Annotated in this window: 22 protein-coding genes; 13 read left to right on the top strand and 9 right to left on the bottom strand. The window is 61.5% G+C overall.

All coding sequences use genetic code 11. From position 1 onward, the window contains the following. The first annotated feature begins 87 nt into the window (after window positions 1-87). From CRO23_RS06220 to CRO23_RS06250, 7 genes are all read left to right on the top strand, one after another. Complete coding sequence (locus CRO23_RS06220) at window positions 88-1,110, top strand: sulfate ABC transporter substrate-binding protein (RefSeq protein ID WP_048794575.1); 1,023 nt, start codon at window positions 88-90, stop codon at window positions 1,108-1,110. After that, window positions 1,111-1,950, top strand: coding sequence for a sulfate/thiosulfate ABC transporter permease CysT (gene cysT / locus CRO23_RS06225; protein WP_019453852.1), 840 nt, complete (start codon window positions 1,111-1,113; stop codon window positions 1,948-1,950). Beyond that, complete coding sequence (gene cysW / locus CRO23_RS06230; RefSeq protein WP_016926780.1) at window positions 1,950-2,825, top strand: sulfate/thiosulfate ABC transporter permease CysW; 876 nt, start codon at window positions 1,950-1,952, stop codon at window positions 2,823-2,825. Before cysT ends, cysW begins: the two co-directional genes overlap by 1 nt. Then, window positions 2,815-3,903 (top strand): sulfate/thiosulfate ABC transporter ATP-binding protein CysA, encoded by a 1,089-nt coding sequence (cysA, locus tag CRO23_RS06235; RefSeq protein ID WP_025303786.1) that lies wholly within the window; start codon window positions 2,815-2,817, stop codon window positions 3,901-3,903. The genes cysW and cysA overlap by 11 nt, the downstream gene beginning before the upstream one ends. Window positions 3,904-3,984: 81 nt before the next feature. After that, window positions 3,985-4,866: a cysteine synthase CysM gene (gene cysM / locus CRO23_RS06240; RefSeq protein WP_028127766.1), complete on the top strand. Its 882-nt coding sequence runs from the start codon at window positions 3,985-3,987 to the stop codon at window positions 4,864-4,866. A 252-nt stretch (window positions 4,867-5,118) separates the two neighbouring features. Then, a complete protein-coding gene (locus CRO23_RS06245) occupies window positions 5,119-5,799 on the top strand; it encodes a response regulator transcription factor (RefSeq protein WP_016926783.1) in 681 nt (226 codons plus the stop codon). 6 nt (window positions 5,800-5,805) lie between these two features. Continuing rightward, window positions 5,806-7,125, top strand: coding sequence for an ATP-binding protein (locus CRO23_RS06250; RefSeq protein WP_079452164.1), 1,320 nt, complete (start codon window positions 5,806-5,808; stop codon window positions 7,123-7,125). Window positions 7,126-7,425: 300 nt separating this feature from the next. Here the strand turns inward: CRO23_RS06250 and crr are convergent, their stop codons facing one another. The 5 genes from crr to cysZ all read right to left on the bottom strand — a co-directional run bounded on the left by crr (window position 7,426) and on the right by cysZ (window position 12,328). After that, the gene (crr, locus tag CRO23_RS06255) at window positions 7,426-7,935 is read right to left on the bottom strand and encodes a PTS glucose transporter subunit IIA (protein ID WP_004936467.1); all 510 of its coding nucleotides are present in this window, start codon (window positions 7,933-7,935) and stop codon (window positions 7,426-7,428) included. Between the two features lie 49 nt (window positions 7,936-7,984). Next, window positions 7,985-9,712 carry a phosphoenolpyruvate-protein phosphotransferase PtsI gene (ptsI, locus tag CRO23_RS06260; RefSeq protein ID WP_015378671.1) on the bottom strand — a complete coding sequence of 576 codons (1,728 nt, stop codon included), beginning with the start codon at window positions 9,710-9,712 and terminating at the stop codon, window positions 7,985-7,987. Window positions 9,713-9,758: 46 nt separating this feature from the next. Beyond that, on the bottom strand, window positions 9,759-10,016 hold the full coding sequence (ptsH, locus tag CRO23_RS06265; RefSeq protein WP_004936458.1) for a phosphocarrier protein Hpr: 258 nt from the start codon (window positions 10,014-10,016) through the stop codon (window positions 9,759-9,761). A 399-nt stretch (window positions 10,017-10,415) separates the two neighbouring features. Next, complete coding sequence (gene cysK / locus CRO23_RS06270) at window positions 10,416-11,384, bottom strand: cysteine synthase A (protein ID WP_016926786.1); 969 nt, start codon at window positions 11,382-11,384, stop codon at window positions 10,416-10,418. A 185-nt stretch (window positions 11,385-11,569) separates the two neighbouring features. After that, window positions 11,570-12,328: a sulfate transporter CysZ gene (gene cysZ, locus CRO23_RS06275; RefSeq protein ID WP_033639704.1), complete on the bottom strand. Its 759-nt coding sequence runs from the start codon at window positions 12,326-12,328 to the stop codon at window positions 11,570-11,572. A gap of 221 nt (window positions 12,329-12,549) precedes the next feature. Between cysZ and zipA the strand changes: the two genes are divergently transcribed. The 3 genes from zipA to CRO23_RS06290 all read left to right on the top strand — a co-directional run bounded on the left by zipA (window position 12,550) and on the right by CRO23_RS06290 (window position 15,891). Beyond that, window positions 12,550-13,575: a cell division protein ZipA gene (gene zipA / locus CRO23_RS06280; protein ID WP_016926788.1), complete on the top strand. Its 1,026-nt coding sequence runs from the start codon at window positions 12,550-12,552 to the stop codon at window positions 13,573-13,575. 79 nt (window positions 13,576-13,654) lie between these two features. Further along, window positions 13,655-15,676 carry an NAD-dependent DNA ligase LigA gene (gene ligA / locus CRO23_RS06285; RefSeq protein WP_028127765.1) on the top strand — a complete coding sequence of 674 codons (2,022 nt, stop codon included), beginning with the start codon at window positions 13,655-13,657 and terminating at the stop codon, window positions 15,674-15,676. After that, complete coding sequence (locus tag CRO23_RS06290; protein ID WP_004936441.1) at window positions 15,676-15,891, top strand: DUF3820 family protein; 216 nt, start codon at window positions 15,676-15,678, stop codon at window positions 15,889-15,891. Before ligA ends, CRO23_RS06290 begins: the two co-directional genes overlap by 1 nt. Before the next feature lie 26 nt (window positions 15,892-15,917). On the opposite strand, the gene CRO23_RS06295 is transcribed toward CRO23_RS06290, so the two are convergent. Then, the gene (locus CRO23_RS06295; RefSeq protein WP_097101575.1) at window positions 15,918-16,910 is read right to left on the bottom strand and encodes a bile acid:sodium symporter family protein; all 993 of its coding nucleotides are present in this window, start codon (window positions 16,908-16,910) and stop codon (window positions 15,918-15,920) included. 96 nt (window positions 16,911-17,006) lie between these two features. Between CRO23_RS06295 and CRO23_RS06300 the strand changes: the two genes are divergently transcribed. Beyond that, window positions 17,007-17,927, top strand: a complete 921-nt coding sequence (locus tag CRO23_RS06300; protein WP_016926791.1) for a LysR family transcriptional regulator — start codon at window positions 17,007-17,009, stop codon at window positions 17,925-17,927. A gap of 1 nt (window position 17,928) precedes the next feature. Here CRO23_RS06300 and CRO23_RS06305 read toward each other — a convergent pair whose 3' ends face one another. Beyond that, window positions 17,929-18,396, bottom strand: coding sequence for a FlxA-like family protein (locus CRO23_RS06305; RefSeq protein ID WP_016926792.1), 468 nt, complete (start codon window positions 18,394-18,396; stop codon window positions 17,929-17,931). Between the two features lie 52 nt (window positions 18,397-18,448). Beyond that, window positions 18,449-18,997 carry a nucleotidyltransferase family protein gene (locus CRO23_RS06310; protein ID WP_016926793.1) on the bottom strand — a complete coding sequence of 183 codons (549 nt, stop codon included), beginning with the start codon at window positions 18,995-18,997 and terminating at the stop codon, window positions 18,449-18,451. 159 nt (window positions 18,998-19,156) lie between these two features. Between CRO23_RS06310 and CRO23_RS06315 the strand changes: the two genes are divergently transcribed. Together CRO23_RS06315 and eutC are read left to right on the top strand one after the other, a co-directional pair. Continuing rightward, window positions 19,157-20,542: an ethanolamine ammonia-lyase subunit EutB gene (locus tag CRO23_RS06315; RefSeq protein WP_016926794.1), complete on the top strand. Its 1,386-nt coding sequence runs from the start codon at window positions 19,157-19,159 to the stop codon at window positions 20,540-20,542. Continuing rightward, window positions 20,539-21,330: an ethanolamine ammonia-lyase subunit EutC gene (gene eutC / locus CRO23_RS06320; RefSeq protein ID WP_097101577.1), complete on the top strand. Its 792-nt coding sequence runs from the start codon at window positions 20,539-20,541 to the stop codon at window positions 21,328-21,330. The genes CRO23_RS06315 and eutC overlap by 4 nt, the downstream gene beginning before the upstream one ends. Here the strand turns inward: eutC and CRO23_RS06325 are convergent. Next, window positions 21,309-22,211, bottom strand: coding sequence for a LysR family transcriptional regulator (locus CRO23_RS06325; RefSeq protein ID WP_079450332.1), 903 nt, complete (start codon window positions 22,209-22,211; stop codon window positions 21,309-21,311). The genes eutC and CRO23_RS06325 overlap by 22 nt on opposite strands. Between the last annotated feature and the right edge of the window lie 99 nt (window positions 22,212-22,310).

Raw genomic sequence — 22,310 nt, forward strand, 5'->3', positions numbered from 1 at the left:
AGCGTTACAGCTCCGCACCGAGTTATAAATACACTGGTCGTCAATAAGGCGAAAGCCTGAAGGAATGACTCAGTGATAAGGTGCAGAATGAAACAAAACCGGGTTAAAAATCTCGTGCTGAAAGGTTGGCTGGCGGCTGCGCTGTTGGCGAGCGGCGCCGCGTCGGCGGCGGAAATGCTGAACAGCTCTTATGACGTTTCCCGTGAATTGTTCGTCGCGCTGAATCCCGGCTTTGAACAGCAGTGGAATCAGCAGCATCCGAACGACAAGCTGACCATCAAACAATCGCACGCTGGCTCGTCGAAGCAGGCGCTGGCGATCCTGCAGGGCCTGCGGGCCGACGTGGTGACGTACAACCAGGTCACCGACGTGCAGATCCTGCACGATCGCGGGCAGTTGATCCCGGCGGACTGGCAGGCGCGCCTGCCGAACAACAGCTCGCCGTTCTATTCCACCATGGCGTTTCTGGTGCGCAAGGACAACCCGAAGGGTATCCACACCTGGAACGATCTGGTGCGCGACGACGTGAAACTGGTGTTCCCGAACCCGAAAACCTCCGGCAACGGCCGTTACACCTATCTGGCCGCCTGGGGCGCCGCCAGCCAGGCTGACGGCAACGATGCGGCCAAGACCCGCGCCTTCATGACCCGCTTCCTGAAAAACGTGCTGGTGTTCGATACCGGCGGCCGCGGCGCGACCACCACCTTCGTCGAGCGCGGTTTGGGCGACGTGCTGATCAGCTTCGAGTCCGAAGTGAACAACATCCGCAAGCAATACGGTGAAGACAAGTACGAAGTGATCGTGCCGCCGGTCGATATTCTGGCGGAGTTCCCGGTGGCTTGGGTCGACAAAAATGTAGAGCGCAACGGCACCGAACAGGCGGCCAAAGCCTATCTGAACTATCTCTATAGCCCGGCGGCGCAGCAGGTGATCACCAGCTTCTACTACCGCGTCTATGACCAGAAAGCGATGGCTGCCGCGAAGGGGCAATTCCCGGACACCCAACTGTTCCGGGTGGAAGACCAGTTCGGCGGCTGGCCGCAGGTGATGAAAACCCACTTCGCCACCGGCGGCGAGCTGGATCAGCTGTTAGCGGCAGGGCGCAAGTAAATGTTGGCGTTGTCGTCCAGTAAGCGGGTGCTGCCCGGATTTGGCCTCAGCCTCGGCAGCAGCCTGTTTTATACCTGTTTGATCCTGCTGCTGCCGCTCACCGCGCTGGTGATGCAGCTGGCGCAGATGAGCCTGGCGCAGTACTGGGAAGTGATTTCCAACCCGCAGGTGGTGGCGGCGTATAAAGTGACGCTGCTGGCGGCCGGCGTCGCCAGCCTGTTCAACGCGGTGTTCGGCATGCTGATGGCCTGGATCTTGACGCGCTACCGTTTTCCCGGCCGTTCGCTGCTGGATGGCCTGATCGATCTGCCGTTCGCGCTGCCGACGGCGGTAGCCGGCCTGACGCTGGCCGGTCTGTTTTCCACCACCGGCTGGTACGGTCAGTGGCTGGCGCACTTTGACATTAAGGTCACCTTCACCTGGCTTGGGATCGCGGTGGCGATGGCGTTCACCAGCCTGCCGTTTGTGGTGCGCACCGTGCAGCCGGTGCTGGAAGAGCTGGGGCCGGAGTACGAAGAGGCGGCCGAGACGCTGGGCGCCACGCGCTGGCAGAGTTTTCGCCGCGTCGTGCTGCCTGAAGTGGCGCCGGCGCTGCTGGCCGGCACCGCCATTTCCTTTACCCGCAGCCTGGGCGAGTTTGGCGCGGTGATTTTCATCGCCGGCAACATCGCCTGGAAGACGGAAGTGACCTCGCTGATGATTTTTGTGCGTTTGCAGGAGTTCGACTACCCGGCGGCCAGCGCCATCGCCTCGGTGATCCTGGCGGCGTCGCTGCTGCTGCTGTTCAGCATTAACGTCTTGCAAAGCCGCTTCGGCAGACGTTTGGGAGGAGGGCACTGATGGCTGATATTTCCGCCTTCAACGGCGCCGAGCGCCCGCGCGTTAACTGGGGCAAGTGGACGCTGATCGCCATCGGCACGCTGTTTTCGGCGCTGCTGCTGGTGGTGCCGATGATATCGATTTTCGCCGAGGCCTTTTCCAAAGGATTCGGCGCGATGTGGAGCAATTTGCTCGATCCGGACATGCTGCACGCCATCTGGCTGACGGTCTTGATCGCGCTGATCACCGTGCCGTTCAACCTGGTGTTCGGTACGTTGCTGGCGTGGCTGGTGACGCGTTTCACCTTCCCCGGCCGCCAGCTGCTGCTGACGCTGATCGACATCCCGTTCGCCGTTTCACCGGTGGTGGCGGGGCTGATTTATCTGCTGTTTTACGGCAGCAACGGCCTGCTGGGCGGCTGGCTGGATGCGCATAACATCCAGATCATGTTCTCCTGGCCGGGCATGGTGCTGGTGACCATCTTCGTCACCTGTCCCTTCGTGGTGCGCGAGCTGGTGCCGATGATGCTCAGCCAGGGCAGCCAGGAAGATGAGGCCGCCATTCTGCTGGGGGCGTCCGGCTGGCAGATGTTCCGCCGCGTGACGCTGCCCAACATTCGCTGGGCGTTGCTGTACGGCGTGGTGCTGACCAACGCGCGCGCCATCGGCGAGTTCGGCGCGGTGTCGGTGGTGTCCGGTTCGATTCGCGGCGAAACCTACAGCCTGCCGCTGCAGGTCGAGCTGTTGCAGCAGGATTACAACACCGTCGGCGCTTTTACCGCTGCCGCGCTGCTGACCCTGATGGCGATCGTTACCCTATTTTTGAAGAGTGCGCTGCAGTGGCGTCTGGAACGTCAAAATGCGCGTCTTGAGCGGGAGGAAAATCATGAGCATTGAGATTAACGGCATCAACAAGTACTTCGGTCGCACCAAGGTATTGAACGATATCTCGCTCGATATTGCTTCCGGCGAGATGGTGGCGCTGCTCGGTCCATCCGGTTCCGGCAAGACCACGCTGCTGCGCATCATCGCCGGGCTGGAAAGCCAGAGCGGCGGCAAGCTGGGTTTTCACGGTACCGACGTCAGCCACATGCATGCGCGCGACAGACGTGTCGGCTTCGTGTTTCAGCACTATGCGCTGTTCCGCCACATGACGGTGTTCGACAATATCGCCTTTGGCCTGACCGTGCTGCCGCGCCGCGAGCGGCCGAACGCTGCGGCGATCAAACAGAAAGTCACTCAGTTGCTGGACATGGTGCAGCTTGGCCATTTGGCCAATCGCTACCCGTCGCAGCTGTCCGGCGGCCAGAAACAACGCGTGGCGCTGGCGCGCGCCCTGGCGGTGGAACCGCAAATTCTGCTGCTGGACGAGCCGTTTGGCGCGCTGGATGCGCAGGTGCGTAAAGAGCTGCGTCGCTGGCTGCGCCAGCTGCACGAAGAGCTGAAGTTCACCAGCGTATTCGTCACCCACGATCAGGAAGAGGCGATGGAAGTGGCCGACCGCATCGTGGTGATGAGCCAGGGCAATATTGAACAGGTTGGCTCGCCGGAGGAGATTATGCGCGAGCCGGCCAGCCGTTTCGTGCTGGAGTTTATGGGGGAAGTGAACCGTCTGAACGGCGAAATTCGCGGCTCCCAGCTGTTCGTCGGCGCGCACCAGTGGCCGCTGTCGTTCCAGCCGATGCACCAGGGCAGCGTCGATCTGTTCCTGCGCCCGTGGGAAATGGAAGTGGCGACCGAGAGCAGCGAGCGCTGCCCACTGCCGGTTCAGGTATTGGAAGTCAGCCCGCGCGGCCATTTCTGGCAACTGACGGTGCAGCCGATCGGCTGGCATCAGGAACCGATAAGCATAGTGTTGCCGGAAGGCAACGCCACGCCGGTGCGCGGCGGCCGTTATTACGTCGGCAGCCTCAATGCGCGGCTGTATGCCGGCGATCAACTGCTGCAACCTGTTGCGTTAGCCAAAAGCGCCTGATAGGTTTTAGCCGTCCTTTTCTTCAAGGCAACCCCGGGGTTGCCTTTTTACTTTACGCACACCAACACACAGGCAAAGATCGTGACAACGCTCGAACAATGCATCGGGAATACCCCGCTGGTACAACTGCAACGGCTGGCCGCCCAGGCGGGCAGCGAGGTATGGGTCAAACTGGAAGGCAATAACCCGGCGGGATCGGTGAAGGATCGCGCCGCGTTGGCGATGATCCAGCAGGCGGAGCTGCGCGGGGAGATCAAGCCCGGCGACGTGCTGATCGAGGCTACCAGCGGCAACACCGGCATTGCACTGGCGATGATCGCTGCATTGAAAGGCTATGCGCTGAAGCTGCTGATGCCGGAGAACATGAGCCTGGAGCGGCAGGCGGCGATGCGCGCCTACGGTGCGGAACTGATCCTGGTCAGCCGTGAGCAGGGGATGGAAGGGGCGCGCGATCTGGCGCTGGAGATGCAGCGCCAGGGGCAGGGCAAGGTGCTGGATCAGTTTAACAATCTCGACAATCCCTATGCCCACTTCACCACCACCGGCCCGGAGATCTGGCGCCAGACCGAAGGGCGCATCACGCACTTCGTTTCCAGCATGGGCACCACCGGCACCATTACCGGCGTGGGCGGTTACCTGAAGAGCCAGAATCCGCAGGTGCAGATCGTCGGCCTGCAGCCTGCGGAGGGCAGCAGCATCCCCGGCATTCGCCGTTGGTCGCCCGCTTACCTGCCGGGGATTTTCCGCCCGGAGCTGGTGGATCAGGTGTTGGATATCGAACAGGGCGATGCCGAGCAGACCATGCGCCAGTTGGCGCAGCGTGAAGGCATTTTCTGCGGCGTCAGCTCCGGCGGTGCCGTAGCCGGCGCCTTGCGCATCGCGGCGGCCCATCCTGGCAGCGTGGTGGTGGCGATCGTCTGCGATCGCGGCGACCGTTACCTCTCTACCGGCGTGTTCGACTGATCGCTCCTTCCCGGCGGTGTGTTCCGTCGGGAGAATCTTTCCCACTTTCCTTCCGACAGACGGCAGCCCCGCTTGCGTGGTAGCTGCCGCTTGCTCGTGCGCCAATGCCATGACTGAAGTAGAGAAATTGCGCGGCAGCGACCACAATAACGGTGGCGAGACGCAAAGAGCGATGTGTAAGGATTGAGTAAAACCGGCTGCGGGCCGGCGGAATTGGCGGGAAAATAACGAAAATCGGTGAAGGAGCAAGGCATGAAAATTTTACTGGTCGACGATGACCTGGAGCTTGGCACCATGCTGAGCGAATACCTGACGGGCGAAGGCTTCGACGCCACGCTGGTGCTGACCGGCAAGGCGGGGGTTGAGGGCGCGCTGTCGGGCGACTATACCGCGATGATCCTCGACATCATGCTGCCGGACATGAGCGGCATCGACGTGCTGCGCGATGTGCGTAAAAAGAGCCGGCTGCCGATCATCATGCTGACCGCCAAAGGCGACAACATCGATCGGGTGATTGGCCTGGAGATGGGCGCTGACGATTACATGCCCAAACCGTGCTACCCGCGCGAATTGGTGGCGCGTCTGCGCGCGGTGCTGCGCCGTTTCGAAGAGCGGCCGCAAGAGGCGGACGAGGAGGCCGCCATCAGCTTCGGCGAGCTGACGCTGAACCCTTCAACCCGCAGCAGCGAATGGCGCGGTAAGGCGTTTGATCTGACCGCTTCGGAATTCAATCTGTTGGAGCTGTTGCTGCGCGCGCCGGATCGTGTGGTATCGAAGGACGAACTGTCCGAGAAGGGGCTGGGGCGCCCGCGCGAGGCCTATGATCGCAGCGTGGACGTGCATATCAGCAATATCCGCCAGAAGCTGAGCGCGCTGGCCGGCAGTAAGCTCAGCATCGAGACGGTGCGCAGCATCGGCTATCGCATTCGGTAACCTGACATGCGCGGAAGACTGTTCTGGAAAATTTTACTCGGCTTTTGGCTGACCTTTCTCATCATGACGCAGGCGCTGTGGGTGGCGTTTTCTCTCTATGGCGATCGCTATGTGCCGCCGGAGAACGTCATGGCGCGGCGGGTCATCGGCCTGCAGCTGACCTCGGCCGCCACTCAGTTGCGCCGCGGCGGCATGCCGGCGCTGGAAGCCTTGATGCGCGACTGGCCCGAGGACGATCGGCGTCTGCTGTCGGTGACGCCAATGACCCAACCGCCGCCTGCGCCGGAAGAACCGGTGTTTGAAGGGCGGCGGATGCCGAAAGCGATTTCCGCCTGGGTGCAGACCGGGGAAGGGCAGGGTTACTGGCTGAGCTATGACGTGCGCGGGCTGCGGGAAGAGTATCGGCCGGAGCGGCGTTCCCACTTCTTCAACATTCCTGCGCCGATGCTGTGGGTCGGCGGGCTGGGCGGTTTGCTGTTCAGCGCCGTGCTGGCCTGGAACCTGACCCGGCCGATGCGTCAGCTGCGCGGCGGCCTGGATCGGGTGGCGCAGGGCGATCTCTCGGTGCGGCTGTTTCCGACGATGCGGCGCCGCCATGACGAGCTGTCCGACGTGGCGCGCGATTTCGACACTATGGCCGAACGCCTGGAGCTGTTGGTCAGCGCCCGCGAGCAGCTGTTGCACGACGTCTCGCACGAGCTGCGTTCACCGTTGGCGCGCCTGCAGCTGGCGATCGGACTGGCGCGACAGAATGCCGGCAACGTCGAAACCTCGCTCAAGCGCATCGAACATGAGTCGGGGCGGCTGGACAAAATGATCGGCGAGCTGCTGGCGCTGTCGCGTACCGAACACAGCAGCCTGCCGGACGAAGAGTATTTCGATCTGTACGGCCTGGTGGATGCGGTGGTGAGCGATGCGCGCTACGAGGCGCAGGTGCCCGGCGTGGATATCGTGCTGCAGGCCGAATCGGACGTGGAGTATACCGTCAAGGGCAATGCGGAGCTGATGCGGCGAGCGGTGGACAACATCGTGCGCAATGCGCTGCGCTTTTCCATCCACGGGCAGCGGGTGACGGTGGCGCTGTCGCGCGTCGATAACCAGTTCCAGATCGCCGTCAGCGATCAGGGGCCGGGGGTCGAAGAGGCGAAGCTGTCGAGCATCTTCGATCCGTTCGTGCGCGTGAAGTCGGCGCAGTCGGGCAAGGGCTACGGCCTGGGGCTGGCGATTACCCGCAAGGTGGTGTTGGCGCACGGTGGCCAGGTTGAGGCGCGCAACGGCGACAAAGAGGGGCTGGTCATTACCCTGCGTATCCCGCGCTGGCAATAATAGACTATCTTACTTGCCATTTTGAACTAGGGCAGTGCACGCCTTCGTCACGTACTGCGTGTACGCTTCGAAGGTTGCGCGCTGTCCATGTTCAAACTGCCTGCGCCGATAACGCCTATTATCCGCGGCATACCCAAAGGATTTCGAATTGCAGCTAGGCGGCAAGCGGGGGAATCTCCGGGAGCTTACTCCGGTAAGTGACCGGGGTGAGCACGTGCGGCCAACAACGCTGCGGTTCGAAAGACGAAGGGGATAAAAAAAAACGGCGCCGAGGGCGCCGTTTTTCTTGCTCATCCGCGATTACTTCTTGATGCGGATGATCGGGGTTTCGCCAACGGTCACGCTGCCCGACAGTTTGATCAGCTCTTTGATCTCGTCCATGTTGGAGATAACGACCGGCGTCAGGGTAGACTTGGCTTTCTCTTCCAGCAGTGGCAGGTTGAACTCGATAACGACGTCGCCTTTCTTGACGCGCTGGCCTTCTTCGGCGATGCGTTTGAAGCCTTCGCCTTTCAGTTCTACGGTATCGATGCCGAAGTGGACGAACAGCTCAATGCCGCTGTCGGATTCGATAGAGAATGCATGGTTGGTTTCGAAAATCTTGCCGATGGTGCCGTCAACCGGAGCAACCATTTTGTTGCCGGCCGGTTTGATGGCGATACCGTCGCCAACGATTTTTTCAGCGAACACTACGTCCGGCACATCTTCGATATTGACGATTTCGCCAGAAAGGGGAGCGACGATCTCGATAGTGCCCGTGTCTTTCTTGTCATCAGAAACCAGAGATTTCAGTTTATCGAACAAACCCATGATCTTCTCCTAAGCATTAAATTGGGCGGCGTTCCAGTGTCGTGGAAGTTTAGCAGAGCGTTTTTTCTTCGATGAATTTATTGACGCAATTCATCAGGTCTTGTGCCGTTGGCTGTGCCAAGGCCTGCGCTGCCAACGCCTTCACATCTTCGAAATTCGTGTTACGAATAATTTTCTTGATGCGCGGGATTGAAATCGCACTCATGCTGAACTCATCCAGCCCCATGCCCAATAACAACAGTGTAGCACGCTCATCGCCAGCCAGTTCGCCGCACATGCCGGTCCACTTGCCTTCCGCGTGAGATGCATCAATAACCTGTTTGATCAGGCCAAGCACTGATGGGGACATCGGGTTATAGAGATGAGAAATCAGCTCGTTGCCGCGATCTACCGCCAGAGTATACTGGGTTAGATCGTTTGTCCCAATACTAAAGAAGTCGACTTCTTTCGCCAGGTGGTGAGCGATGACCGCCGCAGCCGGTGTTTCCACCATCACGCCCACTTCGATGCTCTCGTCAAACGCCTTGCCTTCTTCGCGCAGTTGCGCCTTCAGCGTCTCGATTTCGCCTTTCAGATCGCGCACTTCTTCCACGGAGATGATCATCGGGAACATGATGCGCAGTTTGCCGAACGCCGAGGCGCGCAGGATGGCGCGCAGCTGGGCGTGCAGGATTTCACGGCGGTCCATCGCGATGCGGATGGCGCGCCAGCCGAGGAACGGGTTCTCTTCCTTCGGCAGGTTCATGTACGGCAGGTCTTTGTCGCCGCCGATGTCCATGGTGCGGACGATCACAGCCTGCGAGCCCATGGCTTCTGCCACGGCTTTATAAGCCTGGAACTGCTCGTCTTCGGTCGGCAGCGAGTCGCGATCCATGAACAGGAATTCGGTACGATACAGGCCGACGCCTTCCGCGCCGTTGCGCTCTGCACCCGCGACGTCGCGCACGGTGCCGATGTTGGCGCAGACTTCAACCTGATGGCCGTCCAGCGTAATCGCCGGCAGATCCTTCAGCTTGGCCAGATCGTTTTTCTCGGTGATGTATTGGTTCTGGGCGGCTTTCAGCTGATCGATCACATCAGCGGTCGGGTTAACGTAAATTTTGTTGTTAACCGCATCCAGAATCAGGTAGTCGTCGTTTTTCACCTGCTTGGTCACGTCGCTGGTGCCGACGATCGCCGGCAGCTCCAGGGAGCGCGCCATGATAGAGGTGTGGGAGGTGCGGCCGCCGAGATCGGTGATGAAGCCCAGCACTTTGTCCAGGTTCAGCTGCGCGGTCTCGGACGGGGTCAGATCGGTGGCCACCAGGATCACTTCGTCCTGAATGGAACCCAGATCGACGATCGGCATGCCCAGAATGTTCTGCAGCAGGCGTTTGCCGATGTCGCGCACGTCGGCGGCGCGTTCTTTCAGGTATTCGTCGTCCAGCTCTTCCAACGCTTTCGCCTGGCCTTCGATCACGGTGTAGGCGGCGGCGTCTGCGGAGGCCAGATCGTCTTTGATTAGGGCTATGATTTCCTGCTCAAGCTCTTCGTCTTCCAGCAACATGATGTGGCCTTCGAAGATAGCTTCCTTCTCTTCGCCGAAGGTTTCGCCAGCTTTGGTCTTGATCGCTTCCAGCTGTTCGGACGCTTTCGCGCGGCCAGCCAGAAAACGCGAGACTTCCTGCTCTACTTGATCAGCAGAGATTTTCTTCCGGTTGATGACGATGTCGTCTTCTTTCAGCAAGAGAGCCTTACCAAAAGCGATGCCCGGTGATACTAAAATGCCTGAAATCATAACCCTACCTTACTCTTGACTGGTGTTAACTAAAAAGACGGGCCGATTACTCAAGCTCTGCCATCAGTTTTACCAAGTGCTCAACGGCTTTCTGCTCGTCTTCACCTTCAGCTGAGATGGTCACTACGGTCCCTTGAGTCAGCCCCAGAGTTTGCAGTTTGAACAGGCTTTTAGCGCTGGCGCTTTTGCCGTTGGAGGTCACGGTGATGTCAGACGTGAAGCCTTTGGCTTCTTTAACGAACTGAGCGGCAGGGCGAGTATGCAGACCATTCGGAGCGGTAATAGTAACTTCTTGCTGGAACATTGATGTTTCCCCAACTTATTGGATTAATGTTGTGGAGTTAAAGTTTAGCCCAGGGGCCTGACTTTAACTTGTCTGGTTATAGCGCCTGACTATGGACAGGGGCGAACGTTGATGCAACAGAAAACGACGCGTTAGGCACTTCAGATCAAAAAACTCGGCTTTAGACGTCGTTCCAATCCGCTCCCCATTATGCCCGATTCGCCGCGTCGGCGACAGATGAGTAAATCGATTCAGCCTCGACCAGGCTCGGAGAGTGATTAATTTTGCGCATCGAAATAATGCACCGTTAAATACTAAAGGCGACGGGCAAAAGCAATCTTGGACTGCTATAAAGTTTGATCCAGTCCACAAAAAAGCACCCCGCAGGGTGCTTTTTTAGCGATTTGTGCAGTGGCGGAATTACTGCTGCAATTCCTGCTCGGTGAACAGATCGGCGAACAGCGCGGTGCTGAGATAACGTTCGCCGGAAGAGGGCAGGATGACCACAATGGTCTTGTCGGCGAACGCCGGTTCTTCGGCCAGTTTTACCGCCGCTGCGACCGCTGCGCCGGAGGAGATGCCTGCCAGGATGCCTTCTTCGTCCATCAGGCGGCGTGCCATGCTGATGGCTTCGTCGTTGGAGATTTTTTCGACGCGATCCACCAGGTCAAGATCGAGGTTGCCCGGTATGAAGCCGGCGCCGATGCCCTGGATCTTGTGCGGGCCCGGTTTCAGCTCTTCACCGGCCAGTGCCTGGCTGATGACCGGCGAGTCGGTCGGCTCGACCGCCACGGTGGTGATGGCCTTGCCTTTGGTGTTCTTGATGTAGCGGCTGACGCCGGTCAATGTGCCGCCGGTGCCGACGCCGGAGATGAACACATCGACTTCCCCATCGGTGTCTTCCCAGATTTCCGGGCCGGTGGTTTTTTCATGGATGGCCGGGTTGGCCGGGTTGCTGAACTGTTGCAGGATCAGGTAACGGTTTGGATCGGTGGCGACGATCTCCTCCGCTTTGGCGATGGCGCCTTTCATGCCTTTCGCCCCTTCGGTCAGCACCAGATTGGCGCCCAGCGCCTTGAGCAGCTTGCGGCGTTCGATGCTCATGGTTTCCGGCATGGTCAGCGTCAGCTTGTAACCGCGCGCGGCGGCGACGAAGGCCAGCGCGATGCCGGTGTTGCCGCTGGTCGGCTCCACCAGTTCCTTGCCGGCGGTCAGCACACCGCGTTGTTCCGCATCCCAAATCATATTGGCACCGATGCGGCATTTGACGCTGAAGCTCGGGTTGCGTGATTCAACCTTGGCCAGAATGCGTCCGTTGCCGATACGGTTCAGACGAACCAGCGGCGTATGGCCGATTGTTAATGAGTTGTCTTCATATATCTTGCTCATAGCCCGTCCTTTAACTCTATGAAAATGTGGGGAACATCGAAAGCATACGCTAACAGTACCGGCAGGGAAGTAAAGAATTGGTATATCTATATGTTATTAGGAAATAAGTTTTAAGCACAATGATAAGGGCGCGAAATGCGCGCCCTGTCGACAATTTCCGCGCTGTCGGCGGCAAAAAACGGCGGTTATCGGACGAATTGCGAGCGGTAGCGATCGACCCACATCGCGGTGGCGCCGCAGACGGCGACCGGCAGGATCACCAGGTTGAGGATCGGGATCATGGTAAACAGGCTGACCAGCGCGCCGAACTGCAGGTTGTCGGTTTTGTGCTGGCGCAGTGCGCGGCGCATGTCGGCAAAGCTCACCTTGTGGTTATCGAACGGATAGTCGCAATACTGAATCGCCAGCATCCAGGCGCTGAACAGGAACCACAGCACCGGCGCCACCGTCTGGCCGATGCCGGGCACGAAGTACAGCGCCAGCAGCAGCAGCGCGCGCGGCAGGTAATACATCAGTTTGCGCCATTCGCGCGCCATGATGCGCGGCAGATCTTTGGCGATGCCGAGCAGACCGGTGTCCGGCAGCGGTTTGCCGGTCAGGCTGCCTTCGAGCTGTTCGGCCAGCAGACCGCAGAACGGCGCGGCGATCAGATTGGTGATGGTGCTGAACAGATAGCTGAACACCAGCAGCACCGAAATGACCGCCAGCGGCCACAGCAGGTAGCTCAACCATTGCAGCCAGTCGGGAACGTGGCTCATCATCGCCGGGATCCAGTCGCCGAGGCGGCTGAACAGCCACCAGAAAGCGGAACCCATCAGCAGCACGTTGACCAGCAACGGCAGGACCACATAGCGTTTAATCCCCGGGCGTGAAATCAGGCGCCAGCCTTCGGCGAAATAGTGAATGCCGCTGGTCGATCGGGGAGGGGGCTGCGTATAGGACATATCTTAAGTTATCTCGTTGTCTGAACAGGCATCATTATCATATAGGGATGATTTTCCACTGGCTAGGGTAGGGTTGGCTGAAAAACCAGCAGAAAAAGGCAGTATAATCATCTTTATTGGCATAAAGTTCAGCACGGACTTGCACTTGTGTGCGCGGGCAAATAGAGTTAAAGAGTGAATGTTTGCCGCGGTGGCAATGTATTGGAACAACAGAGATAGCAATGATGCAGGATTTGCGTCTGATATTAATCGTTGTTGGCGCGATCGCCATAATAGCGCTGTTATTGCACGGTCTGTGGACCAGTCGCAAAGAACGGTCAGCGCTCTTCCGCGATCGCCCAGCCAAACGTTCCCAAAAGGAACGTGAACAAACTCCGATCGACGATCTCGAAGAAGGCGTCGGTGAGGTGCGCGTACGCGCCGCTCACCCGCAAGACGAGCCGTCATTCGGCCATTTCGATGCCGCACGCGAAGAACCCGTGGCCGCGCCGAAGCCCGCTCCGGCGGCTGCGCCTGCGCCCCGCGCCGTTCAGCCGGCCGCTCATCAGACGCCGCCTCCGCTGTCTCAGCGGCCGGAGTATGATGACATCCTGCTGAACAACTACGCGCCGGACGAAGAACCGGCCGAGCCGCAGCAATCGCAACCGGCCGCGCGCCGCGAGCCGCGCGTTGACGATCTGCCGCATGAACATGAGGCGCCGCTGGCGGCGGAACCGGCATTCCACGCCGAACCCGCCCCTGTGCAGCCAGCGCCGGAAGTCAAGCCTGCGTCGGAACCTGCACCGCAGCCGCAACAGCCGGCCGCTGCGCCAGTTCAGGCTAAACTGAAAGAGACCGTGCTGGTGCTGCATGTCGCGGCCCATCAGGGCGGCGTGATCGGCGGCGAAGTGCTGCTGCAGAGCGTGTTGCAAGCGGGCTTCCAGTTTGGCGAGATGGGCATCTTCCACCGTCATATCAGCCCGGCCGGCAGCGGCCCGGTGCTGTTCAGCCTGGCGAACATGGTCAAGCCGGGGTCGTTCGATCCTGACATGATGTCCGACTTCTCCACGCCGGGCGTGTCGATGTTCATGATGGTGCCGTCTTACGGCGACGCCAATCAGAACTTCAAGCTGATGCTGCAGTCGGCGCAGCGCATCGCCGACGACGTGGGCGGCGTGGTGCTGGACGACGAGCGCCGCATGATGACGCCGCAGAAGCTGGAAACCTACAAAGCGCGTATCCGTGAAGTGTTGGAAAACAACGCCTGACCGGGTTGCCGCGCGCACTGAACATCCGTAACAACAAAGCCCCCGCTAGCCGGGGGTTTTTTATCTTTGATGGTGAGCCATGGAATCGATAATCCAACAAATCAATCAACTACGAGCCACACTGCGCCATCATGAATACCAGTATCATGTACTGGATGCGCCGGAAGTGCCGGATGCGGAATATGACCGCCTGATGCGCGAACTGCGCGAGCTGGAGAGCGCGCATCCGGAACTGATCACCGCCGATTCACCGACCCAGCGCGTGGGCGCGGCGCCGCTGGCGGCGTTCGACCAGGTGCGTCACGAAGTGCCGATGCTGTCGCTGGACAACGTATTCGACGAAGAAAGCTTCCTGGCGTTTTACAAGCGCGTGCAGGACAGGCTCAAAAGCAGCGATCCGCTGACCTTCTGCTGCGAACTGAAGCTGGATGGCCTGGCGGTCAGCCTGCTGTATGAAGACGGCGAACTGGTGCGCGCGGCGACGCGCGGCGACGGCACCACCGGCGAGAACATCACTACCAACGTGCGCACCATTCGCGCCATCCCGTTGCGCCTGACCGGCGACAATATCCCGCGCCGGCTGGAAGTGCGCGGCGAAGTGTTCATGCCGCAGGCCGGTTTTGAACAGATGAACGAAGAGGCGCGGCGCAAAGACGGCAAGGTATTCGCCAACCCGCGCAACGCCGCCGCCGGCTCGCTGCGCCAGCTCGATCCGCGCATTACCGCCAAACGCCCGCTGACCTTCTTCTGCTACGGCGTCGGCCTGCTGGAAGGCGGCGAGCTGCCGCGCAGCCACTTTGAGCGCCTGATGCAGTTCAAGGCCTGGGGCCTGCCGGTCAGCGATCGCGCCCAGCGCCGCACCGGCAGCGAGGAAGTGCTGGCGTTCTATCGCCAGGTCGAGCAGGACCGCGCACAGCTCGGTTTCGACATCGACGGCGTAGTGATCAAGATTGACGATATCGATCTGCAGGAAACGCTGGGCTTCGTGGCGCGTGCGCCGCGCTGGGCGACGGCGTTCAAATTCCCGGCGCAGGAGCAGATCACCGTGGTGCGCGAAGTGGAGTTTCAGGTTGGCCGCACCGGCGCGATTACGCCGGTGGCCCGCCTTGAGCCGGTGCTGGTGGCCGGGGTGACCGTCAGCAATGCGACCTTGCACAACGCCGATGAAATTGAGCGGTTGGGGCTGCGCATCGGCGATACGGTGATCGTGCGCCGCGCCGGCGACGTGATCCCGCAGGTGGTGGGGGTGCTGGAAGACCGTCGGCCGCAGGATGCGCGCGAAGTGGTGTTCCCGCTGCACTGTCCGGTGTGCGGCTCCGACGTTGAGCGCGTGGAAGGCGAAGCCGTGGCGCGCTGCACCGGCGGGCTGATCTGCGGCGCGCAGCGCAAAGAGGCGTTGAAGCACTTCGTTTCCCGTCGCGCGCTGGACGTCGAGGGCATGGGTGACAAGATCATCGAGCAGCTGGTGGACAAGGAGTACGTGAAGAACCCGGCCGATCTGTTCCGCCTGTCCGCCGGCATTCTGACCGGTCTGGATCGCATGGGGCCGAAATCGGCGCAGAATCTGGTCAACGCGTTGGAGAAATCCAAGCAGACCACCTTCGCCCGTTTTCTGTATGCGCTTGGCATTCGCGAGGTCGGTGAAGCGACCGCCGCCAACCTGGCTGCGCATTTCGGTTCGCTGGAAAAGCTGTTCGCCGCCGATATCGAGGCGCTGAAAGAAGTGCCGGACGTCGGCGAAGTGGTGGCCAAACACACCCGCAATTTCCTCGATGAAGCGCTCAATCAGCAGGTGATCAACGAGCTGGTGGGCGCCGAGATCGGCATCCGCTGGCCGGCGCCGGTGGTGGTGGTAGCGGAAGAGATAGACAGCCCGTTCGCCGGAAAAACCGTGGTGCTGACCGGCTCGCTGAGCCAGCTGTCGCGCGACGAAGCCAAAGATCGCCTGACGGCGCTGGGCGCCAAGGTCAGCGGCAGCGTGTCGAAGAAAACCGATCTGGTGATCGCCGGCGAGGCGGCCGGCTCCAAGCTGGCGAAGGCGCAGGAGCTGGGTATCGACGTGATCGACGAAGCGGAAATGATCCGCCTGCTGGGTGACTGATGGAAAAGGAAAACCTGCTGGAGATCGCCAACACCGTGATGCCGTTCGGCAAGTACCAAGGGCGGGTGCTGATCGACCTGCCCGAAGAGTACCTGCTGTGGTTCGCCCGTAAGGGCGAATTCCCCAAAGGCAAGCTCGGCATGCTGATGGAGATGACGCTGGCGATTAAAATCGAAGGGCTTGACCACCTGGTCAAGCCGCTGAAGAAAAGCTGATCTGACGGGCCTCGGCCCGTCTTTTTTTACCCGCGCGACGCCTGCGCGTTGGGCACCGCCTGCTGCGTTTGCTGCTTGCGTTGATACCTTTTGGCCAGCACTGCGCAGGTCATCAACTGCACCTGATGAAACACCATCAGCGGCAGCACCATGATCCCCACCGTCGCCGCCGGGAACAGGATATTGGCCATCGGAATGCCGTTCGCCAGGCTCTTCTTCGATCCGCAGAACACGATGGTGATTTCGTCCGCTTTGCTGAACCCCAGCCAGCGCGCCATGTAAGTGTTCACCACCAGCACGATCGCCAGCAGCACGATGCTGCCGCCGACGATAAACGCCAGCGAACCGATCCCTACCTGATGCCAGATGCCGTGCGTCACCGCCTCGCTGAAGGCGGCGTACACCACCAGCAGAATCGAGGTCTGGTCGGTTTTGCCGATAAGCGGGCGATGGCGCTCGATCCAACCGCCGATCAGCGGCCGCAGCAGGTGGCCGGCGACGAACGGCACCAGCAGCTGCAGCACGATCGAGCCCACCTGCCGCAGGCTGCCGGTATCACCATGCACGTTCATCAGCAGGCCGACCAACAGCGGCGACACGAAGATCCCCAGCAGGCTGGAGGCGGAGGCGCTGCACACCGCCGCCGCCACGTTGCCGCCCGCCAGCGAGGTGAAGGCGATGGCTGACTGCACGGTGGCGGGCAGGATGCACAGATAGATGAAACCGGCGTACAGCTCGGGGCTGACGTCGATCGGCGCCCACCAGGCGAACAGCATCCCCAGCGCCGGAAAAATGATGAAGGTGCTGAACATCACCCACAGATGCAGCCGCCAGTTATTGCTGCCGGTCAGGATGGCCTCGCGCGACAGCTTGGCGCCGTGCATGAAGAACAGCAGGGCGATGGCGGCGATGGTCAGGGCGTTGAGCCAGCCGACGAACTCGCCGCGCGCCGGCAGGAACGACGCCAGCAGCACGGTGGCGATCAGCGTCAGGGTAAAACGATCGGGCAGGAATCTCATGGCGATGCGCTCGGGTAGAAAATCGATGGGGCTATTCTCCCGCGCGGGGATACAATAATTAAATTGATTTATTTAATTCATCTATGAATAAAACACATGAATTACTCACTCAAACAGCTGCGGGTGTTCGTCGTTGTCGCCCGCCACGGCAGCTTCAGCCGCGCCGGCGAGGCGATCGGCCTGACGCAATCGGCGGTCAGCCACAGCGTGAAAGAGCTGGAGGCGGAGGTCGGCGTGCGTTTGCTGGATCGCACCACGCGTGAAGTGGTGTTGACCGACGCCGGCCTGCGGCTGGCCAACCGGGTTGAACGGTTGCTGGACGAACTGCAGGCTGCTTTGCTGGATGCGCGCAGCTTTGGCGTACAGCGCAGCGGCACGGTGCGGGTGGCGACGAGCCAGACCATTTCCGCCCATCTGATGCCGCAGTGCATCGCCGCCGGCGAGCGCCAATACCCTGAGATCCGCATCATGCTGCGCGATCAGGCGCAGCAGCAGGTGCTGCACAGCGTGCGTAACGCCGAGGTGGATTTCGGCATCGTGGTCGATCCGGTGCAAGCGGTGGATCTGGAGTGCGAAGCGGTGCTGCATGAACCGTTCCTGTTGCTGTGCCGCGACGATCACCCGTTTGCTGCGCAGCAGGCGGTGCGTTGGTCGGCATTGAACGGCTGCCGTCTGGTGCTGCAGGATTATGCGTCGGGCAGCCGGCCGCTGATCGACAGCGCGCTGAGGCAGCAGGGGGTCGAAGCGCAGGTGGTGCAGGAAATCGGCCATCCGGCGACGCTGTTCCCGATGGTGGCGGAGGGGATCGGCATCAGCATTTTCCCGGCGTTGGCGCTGCCGCTGCCGGAAGGGGGGCGGCTTCGGGTACGGCGGCTGGTGCCGGAAATTAACCGCGCGCTGATGCTGGTGCGGCGCAAGAACCGCTCGCTGACGCCGGCGGCGGAGGCCATCTGGCAGGTGGCGCGTCAGCAGGCGGCGCTGCTGCAACAGCGCCGGCGGGAAAACGCGGAATATTGACTCAGATATAGACGTCCACCGCGTTGAGCGGCGTTGGGCGGTTTACGCCGTCGCCGGCTCGCGCCGCGGCTTTTTCCATTTGCTCCTGCTGCTGCTTTTCCATTTCTTCTTTCTGGATGCGCGCGATCTCGGCTTGCAACATCTTGATCTGCGCTTCGATCAGCTGTTTCTGCTTTTCGATTTCCTTAGGATCGGCGTCGGAGTCCTTCAGTTCCACCAGCTTTTGCTGCAGCGCCTGAATCTGCCGGTTCAGCGCCTTGATGCGCGCCGAGGCGCGGCTTTCGTTGAGATTAACCGGTTCGTCATTGCCGTTGGCGCGTTCGTTTTTCTCCATCTTGCCGCCTTGCGGCTGGTTGTTGACCGGCTTGGCCATCAGCAATTCGCCCTGATGGCCCGGCGCGCTGAAGACGTTGCTGACGCCGGGGACGGTATTCTTGATCGGTACGATCATGGTGATGGTGGTCGACATGGTTGCTCTCCCTGAGTCTGGATCTCGCTGTTCAGGGTATCGGCAGCGGCGGCTAAATCTTTACCTGCCGCAGACGCGGCCAACGCTGCAGCCAGCCTTTGTCGACCACGCGCTGGGCATAGGCCGCGCGATCGCCGTTTTTCGCGTTGAAGGTAATGGTGTCGTCGAACAGCGCCGCGAGCCCGAAGGGGGCCACCAGCGTGATGCTGTCGTCGGCGTTCAGGCGCGCGCCGATCGCCGTTTCCACTTCGGTCCAGAAGCTGATGGCCTCTTCGCTGTTGCGGTAAGGCGCCCGGCCGCCGCGCAGGTGCATCCGCGCCTGATTCTTGACCGACCACGGCTGCGGCAGCCACTGTTGCAGCCGCACCTCCAGCATGCGATCGCGTTCGGCGTCCGCCCGCTGCGCATCGAAGTGGATCACGTCGATATCGTTGAGCGGCGTGGGCTCCACATAGCCGTGGCGCCGATCCCACACCAGGTTGCGCACAAAGCCGGCGCCGAGGCACCAGTCATTCAGGCCGAGCCGGCGCACGGTGCGCAGGGCGGCCATGCGCGCGCTATCTTGTTGCAGCCAGTCGATAATTTGCCGTTGCGGATCCATCACCCCTCCTGTTTTCGCGGCTACTGTAACCCGAAGCGGCGGCGGGTGAAATGGAGAGAAGCGTGATGGCGGCGATCGCGTGCAAAATAATTTTCTTTTCCCACTGACTACACTTGGTGCAGGGTTGTTATCTCGTCACTCGGGGCAAGGGAGGGGGCTATGTATCAGGCAACGGTGGGCCAACGCGGCTATCGCTTTGGCGATCTGCGCCAGCTGATGGCGAAGGCTTCGCCGGCGCGTTCCGGCGATTATCTGGCGGAGGTGGCGGCGCAAAGCGCCGAAGAGCGCATGGCGGCGCGCATCGCGCTGGCGGATGTGCCGCTCAAGGCGTTCCTGCAGCAGCCGCTGGTGCCGTACGAACAGGACGAGGTGACGCGCCTGATCATCGACAGCCACGACGCCGCCGCCTTTGAGCCCATCTCGCACCTCACGGTCGGCGATTTTCGCGACTGGCTGCTGAGCGAGCAGGCGGACAGCGCCATGCTGGCGCAGGTGGCCGCCGGCATTACGCCGGAGATGGCGGCGGCGGTAAGCAAGATCATGCGCAATCAGGATCTGATCCTGGTGGCGAAGAAATGCCGAGTGGTGACGCGCTTTCGCAACACGATCGGTCTGCCGGGCCACCTCAGCGTGCGGCTGCAGCCCAATCACCCGACCGACAGCCTGCAGGGCATCGCCGCCAGCATGCTGGACGGTCTGCTGTACGGCAGCGGCGACGCGGTGGTCGGCATCAACCCGGCCAGCGACAGCCTGCCGCTGCTGGAAAAGCTCAACTATATGCTGGACGAGGTGATCCAGCGCTTCGCCATTCCCACCCAATCCTGCGTGCTGACCCATGTGACCAACACGCTGCGGCTGATGGAGCGCGGCGCGCCGGTGGATCTGGTGTTTCAGTCGATCGCCGGCACCGAGACGGCCAACCGTGGTTTCGGCATCAGCCTGGCGCTGCTGGCGGAGGCGCAGCAGGCGGCGCTGAGCCTTAGGCGCGGCACATTGGGCGATAACGTGATGTACTTCGAAACCGGGCAGGGCAGTTGCCTGTCGGCCAACGCGCATCACGGCGTCGATCAGCAGACCTGCGAGGCGCGCGCCTATGCGGTGGCGCGCCATTTCTCACCGCTGCTGATCAACACCGTGGTGGGGTTTATCGGCCCCGAATACCTGTATGACGGCAAGCAAATTATTCGCGCCGGGCTGGAGGACCACTTCTGCGGCAAGCTGCTCGGCCTACCGCTGGGCTGCGACGTCTGCTACACCAACCATGCCGAAGCCGATCAGGACGACATGGACACACTGCTGACGCTGTTGGCCGCCGCCGGGTTGACGTTCCTGATCGGCGTGCCGGGCGCGGACGACATCATGCTCAACTACCAAAGCACCTCGTTCCATGACGCGCTCTATATCCGCGAGCTGCTGGGGCTGAAGCATGCGCCGGAGTTCGCCGCCTGGCTGGCGGCGATGAACATCACCGACGAACGCGGGCGGCTGCGCGACGCCGCCGCCAATCACCCGTTGTTGCTGGCGCTGCAGGGAGAACGGACATGAGCAAATCGGTTCACGTCAACAGTTGGGACGCGCTGCGCGCTTTTACCGACGCGCGCATCGCGCTGGGGCGCACCGGCGCCAGCCTGCCGACCGACGAGCTGCTGCGCTTCGGCCTGGCCCATGCCCAGGCGCGCGACGCGGTGCATCAGCCTTTCGACAGCGAGCGGCTGGCGGCGGATTTGCACGAGGCCGGTTGGCCCACGCTGGCGGTGCACAGCCAGGCCGCCGACCGCGCCGCCTACCTGCGCCGACCGGATCTGGGGCGGCGATTGGCGCCGGACAGCCGCAGTCTGCTGCTCGGCTCACCATCGCGCCGTGTCGATCTGCTGCTGGTGGTGGCGGACGGCCTCTCCTCCAAGGCGGTGCACCGTCAGGCGCTGCCGCTGCTGCAGGCGCTGCGACCTTATCTCGATACGCTGGGATTGAGCGTGACGCCGGTGGTGCTGGCGCATCAGGCGCGGGTGGCGCTGGGGGATGAGATCGGCGAATGCCTGCAGGCCCGGGCGGTGGCGGTGCTGATCGGCGAACGGCCGGGGCTGTCGTCGCCGGACAGCCTGGGCATTTATTTAACCTGGGAGCCGAATGCGCGCAGAACGGACGCCGAGCGTAACTGCATCTCCAACGTGCGGCCGGAGGGGCTGGATTACCCGCAGGCGGCGTTCCGTCTGGCCTGGCTGCTGGAGCAGGCGTTCCAGCGGCGGCTGAGCGGCATCGAGCTGAAGGACGAGAGCGACAATCCGGCGCTGCACAACCGGGTGACACCGCTTTACCCCCAACTGGGCGGCTGACCGAGGGTTTGCTGCAGCAGGGCGGTGAAGGCCGCCAGCCGGGCGGACACCTTCGCCATCGGGCGCAGCAGATAGATGCCTTGCTGCTCATGGCGCGGATCTTCGAGCATCTGAACCAGTTGCCCATTCTGCACGTCCGGCCCCACCACCCAGTTGGGCAGGAAGGCGATGCCGAGGCCGAGCAGCGCCGCCTGGCGCTGCGCGGTGAAGTCGTCGCAGCGCAGCGCCATGGTGCAGCGGCTCATCAGCGCCGCGTCGAGGATCTGCGCCCAGCAGGCCGGCTGCTGTTTGTGGTAGCGGGCGATCAGCCGATGCTGCGGCAACGCTTCCAGATCGCTCGGCAGGCCATAGCGGGCGACGTAGGCGGGGCTGGCGCACATCACCCAGCGTTGCGTGGCGATACGGCTGGCGTACAGCGCGCTGTCCTTCTGTTCGCCGATGCGGAGGGCGGCGTCCAGCCGTTCCTGGGTCGGATCGGTCTGGCGTTCGGTCAGATCGAGATCGACAGACAGCTGCGGATGGCGTTCCGCCAGCGTCGGCAGCAGCGGCAGCACATAGGTTTTGCCGAAGGTCGGCAGGCAGCTGATGCGCAGCGTGCCCTGCGGCGTTTCGTTTAACACGCTCAGCTCGGCGTGAATACCGGTAATGTCCGCCATCAGCGCGGCGGCGCGCGTCAGCAGCAGCTCGCCGGCGTCGGTCAGCAGCAGCCCACGGGTGGAGCGGACGAACAGCGCGGCGCCGAGCGCGCTTTCCAATGCGTCGATATGGCGCACCAGCGAGGAGGGCACCATGCCCAGCCGGCGAGCGGCGGCGGAAAAGCTGCCCAGGCGGGCCACGTCGAGAAAGATCGGCAGATGTTCAACATAACGGGCGTCATTCATTTTTGCATTATATGCAAAAGCGTTTCTTATGAATACCCGCTTCTCTGTCGGCGGCGCTGCGGCTACTCTGGCTGCGGGTTGACGGCGGGCTTCAACGCC

Source organism: Serratia sp. JKS296 (genome assembly GCF_900215445.1).
Classification (GTDB): domain Bacteria; phylum Pseudomonadota; class Gammaproteobacteria; order Enterobacterales; family Enterobacteriaceae; genus Serratia; species Serratia marcescens.

Bases quoted from the DNA above. Each gene is read 5' to 3' on its own strand.
- CRO23_RS06220 (WP_048794575.1), top strand. From the start codon at position 88: ATGAAACAAAACCGGGTTAAAAATCTCGTGCTGAAAGGTTGGCTGGCG.
- cysT (WP_019453852.1), top strand. From the start codon at position 1,111: ATGTTGGCGTTGTCGTCCAGTAAGCGGGTGCTGCCCGGATTTGGCCTC.
- cysW (WP_016926780.1), top strand. From the start codon at position 1,950: ATGGCTGATATTTCCGCCTTCAACGGCGCCGAGCGCCCGCGCGTTAAC.
- cysA (WP_025303786.1), top strand. From the start codon at position 2,815: ATGAGCATTGAGATTAACGGCATCAACAAGTACTTCGGTCGCACCAAG.
- CRO23_RS06245 (WP_016926783.1), top strand. From the start codon at position 5,119: ATGAAAATTTTACTGGTCGACGATGACCTGGAGCTTGGCACCATGCTG.
- CRO23_RS06250 (WP_079452164.1), top strand. From the start codon at position 5,806: ATGCGCGGAAGACTGTTCTGGAAAATTTTACTCGGCTTTTGGCTGACC.
- crr (WP_004936467.1), bottom strand. From the start codon at position 7,935: ATGGGTTTGTTCGATAAACTGAAATCTCTGGTTTCTGATGACAAGAAA.
- ptsI (WP_015378671.1), bottom strand. From the start codon at position 9,712: ATGATTTCAGGCATTTTAGTATCACCGGGCATCGCTTTTGGTAAGGCT.
- ptsH (WP_004936458.1), bottom strand. From the start codon at position 10,016: ATGTTCCAGCAAGAAGTTACTATTACCGCTCCGAATGGTCTGCATACT.
- cysK (WP_016926786.1), bottom strand. From the start codon at position 11,384: ATGAGCAAGATATATGAAGACAACTCATTAACAATCGGCCATACGCCG.
- cysZ (WP_033639704.1), bottom strand. From the start codon at position 12,328: ATGTCCTATACGCAGCCCCCTCCCCGATCGACCAGCGGCATTCACTAT.
- zipA (WP_016926788.1), top strand. From the start codon at position 12,550: ATGATGCAGGATTTGCGTCTGATATTAATCGTTGTTGGCGCGATCGCC.
- ligA (WP_028127765.1), top strand. From the start codon at position 13,655: ATGGAATCGATAATCCAACAAATCAATCAACTACGAGCCACACTGCGC.
- CRO23_RS06290 (WP_004936441.1), top strand. From the start codon at position 15,676: ATGGAAAAGGAAAACCTGCTGGAGATCGCCAACACCGTGATGCCGTTC.
- CRO23_RS06295 (WP_097101575.1), bottom strand. From the start codon at position 16,910: ATGAGATTCCTGCCCGATCGTTTTACCCTGACGCTGATCGCCACCGTG.
- CRO23_RS06300 (WP_016926791.1), top strand. From the start codon at position 17,007: ATGAATTACTCACTCAAACAGCTGCGGGTGTTCGTCGTTGTCGCCCGC.
- CRO23_RS06305 (WP_016926792.1), bottom strand. From the start codon at position 18,396: ATGTCGACCACCATCACCATGATCGTACCGATCAAGAATACCGTCCCC.
- CRO23_RS06310 (WP_016926793.1), bottom strand. From the start codon at position 18,997: ATGGATCCGCAACGGCAAATTATCGACTGGCTGCAACAAGATAGCGCG.
- CRO23_RS06315 (WP_016926794.1), top strand. From the start codon at position 19,157: ATGTATCAGGCAACGGTGGGCCAACGCGGCTATCGCTTTGGCGATCTG.
- eutC (WP_097101577.1), top strand. From the start codon at position 20,539: ATGAGCAAATCGGTTCACGTCAACAGTTGGGACGCGCTGCGCGCTTTT.
- CRO23_RS06325 (WP_079450332.1), bottom strand. From the start codon at position 22,211: ATGAATGACGCCCGTTATGTTGAACATCTGCCGATCTTTCTCGACGTG.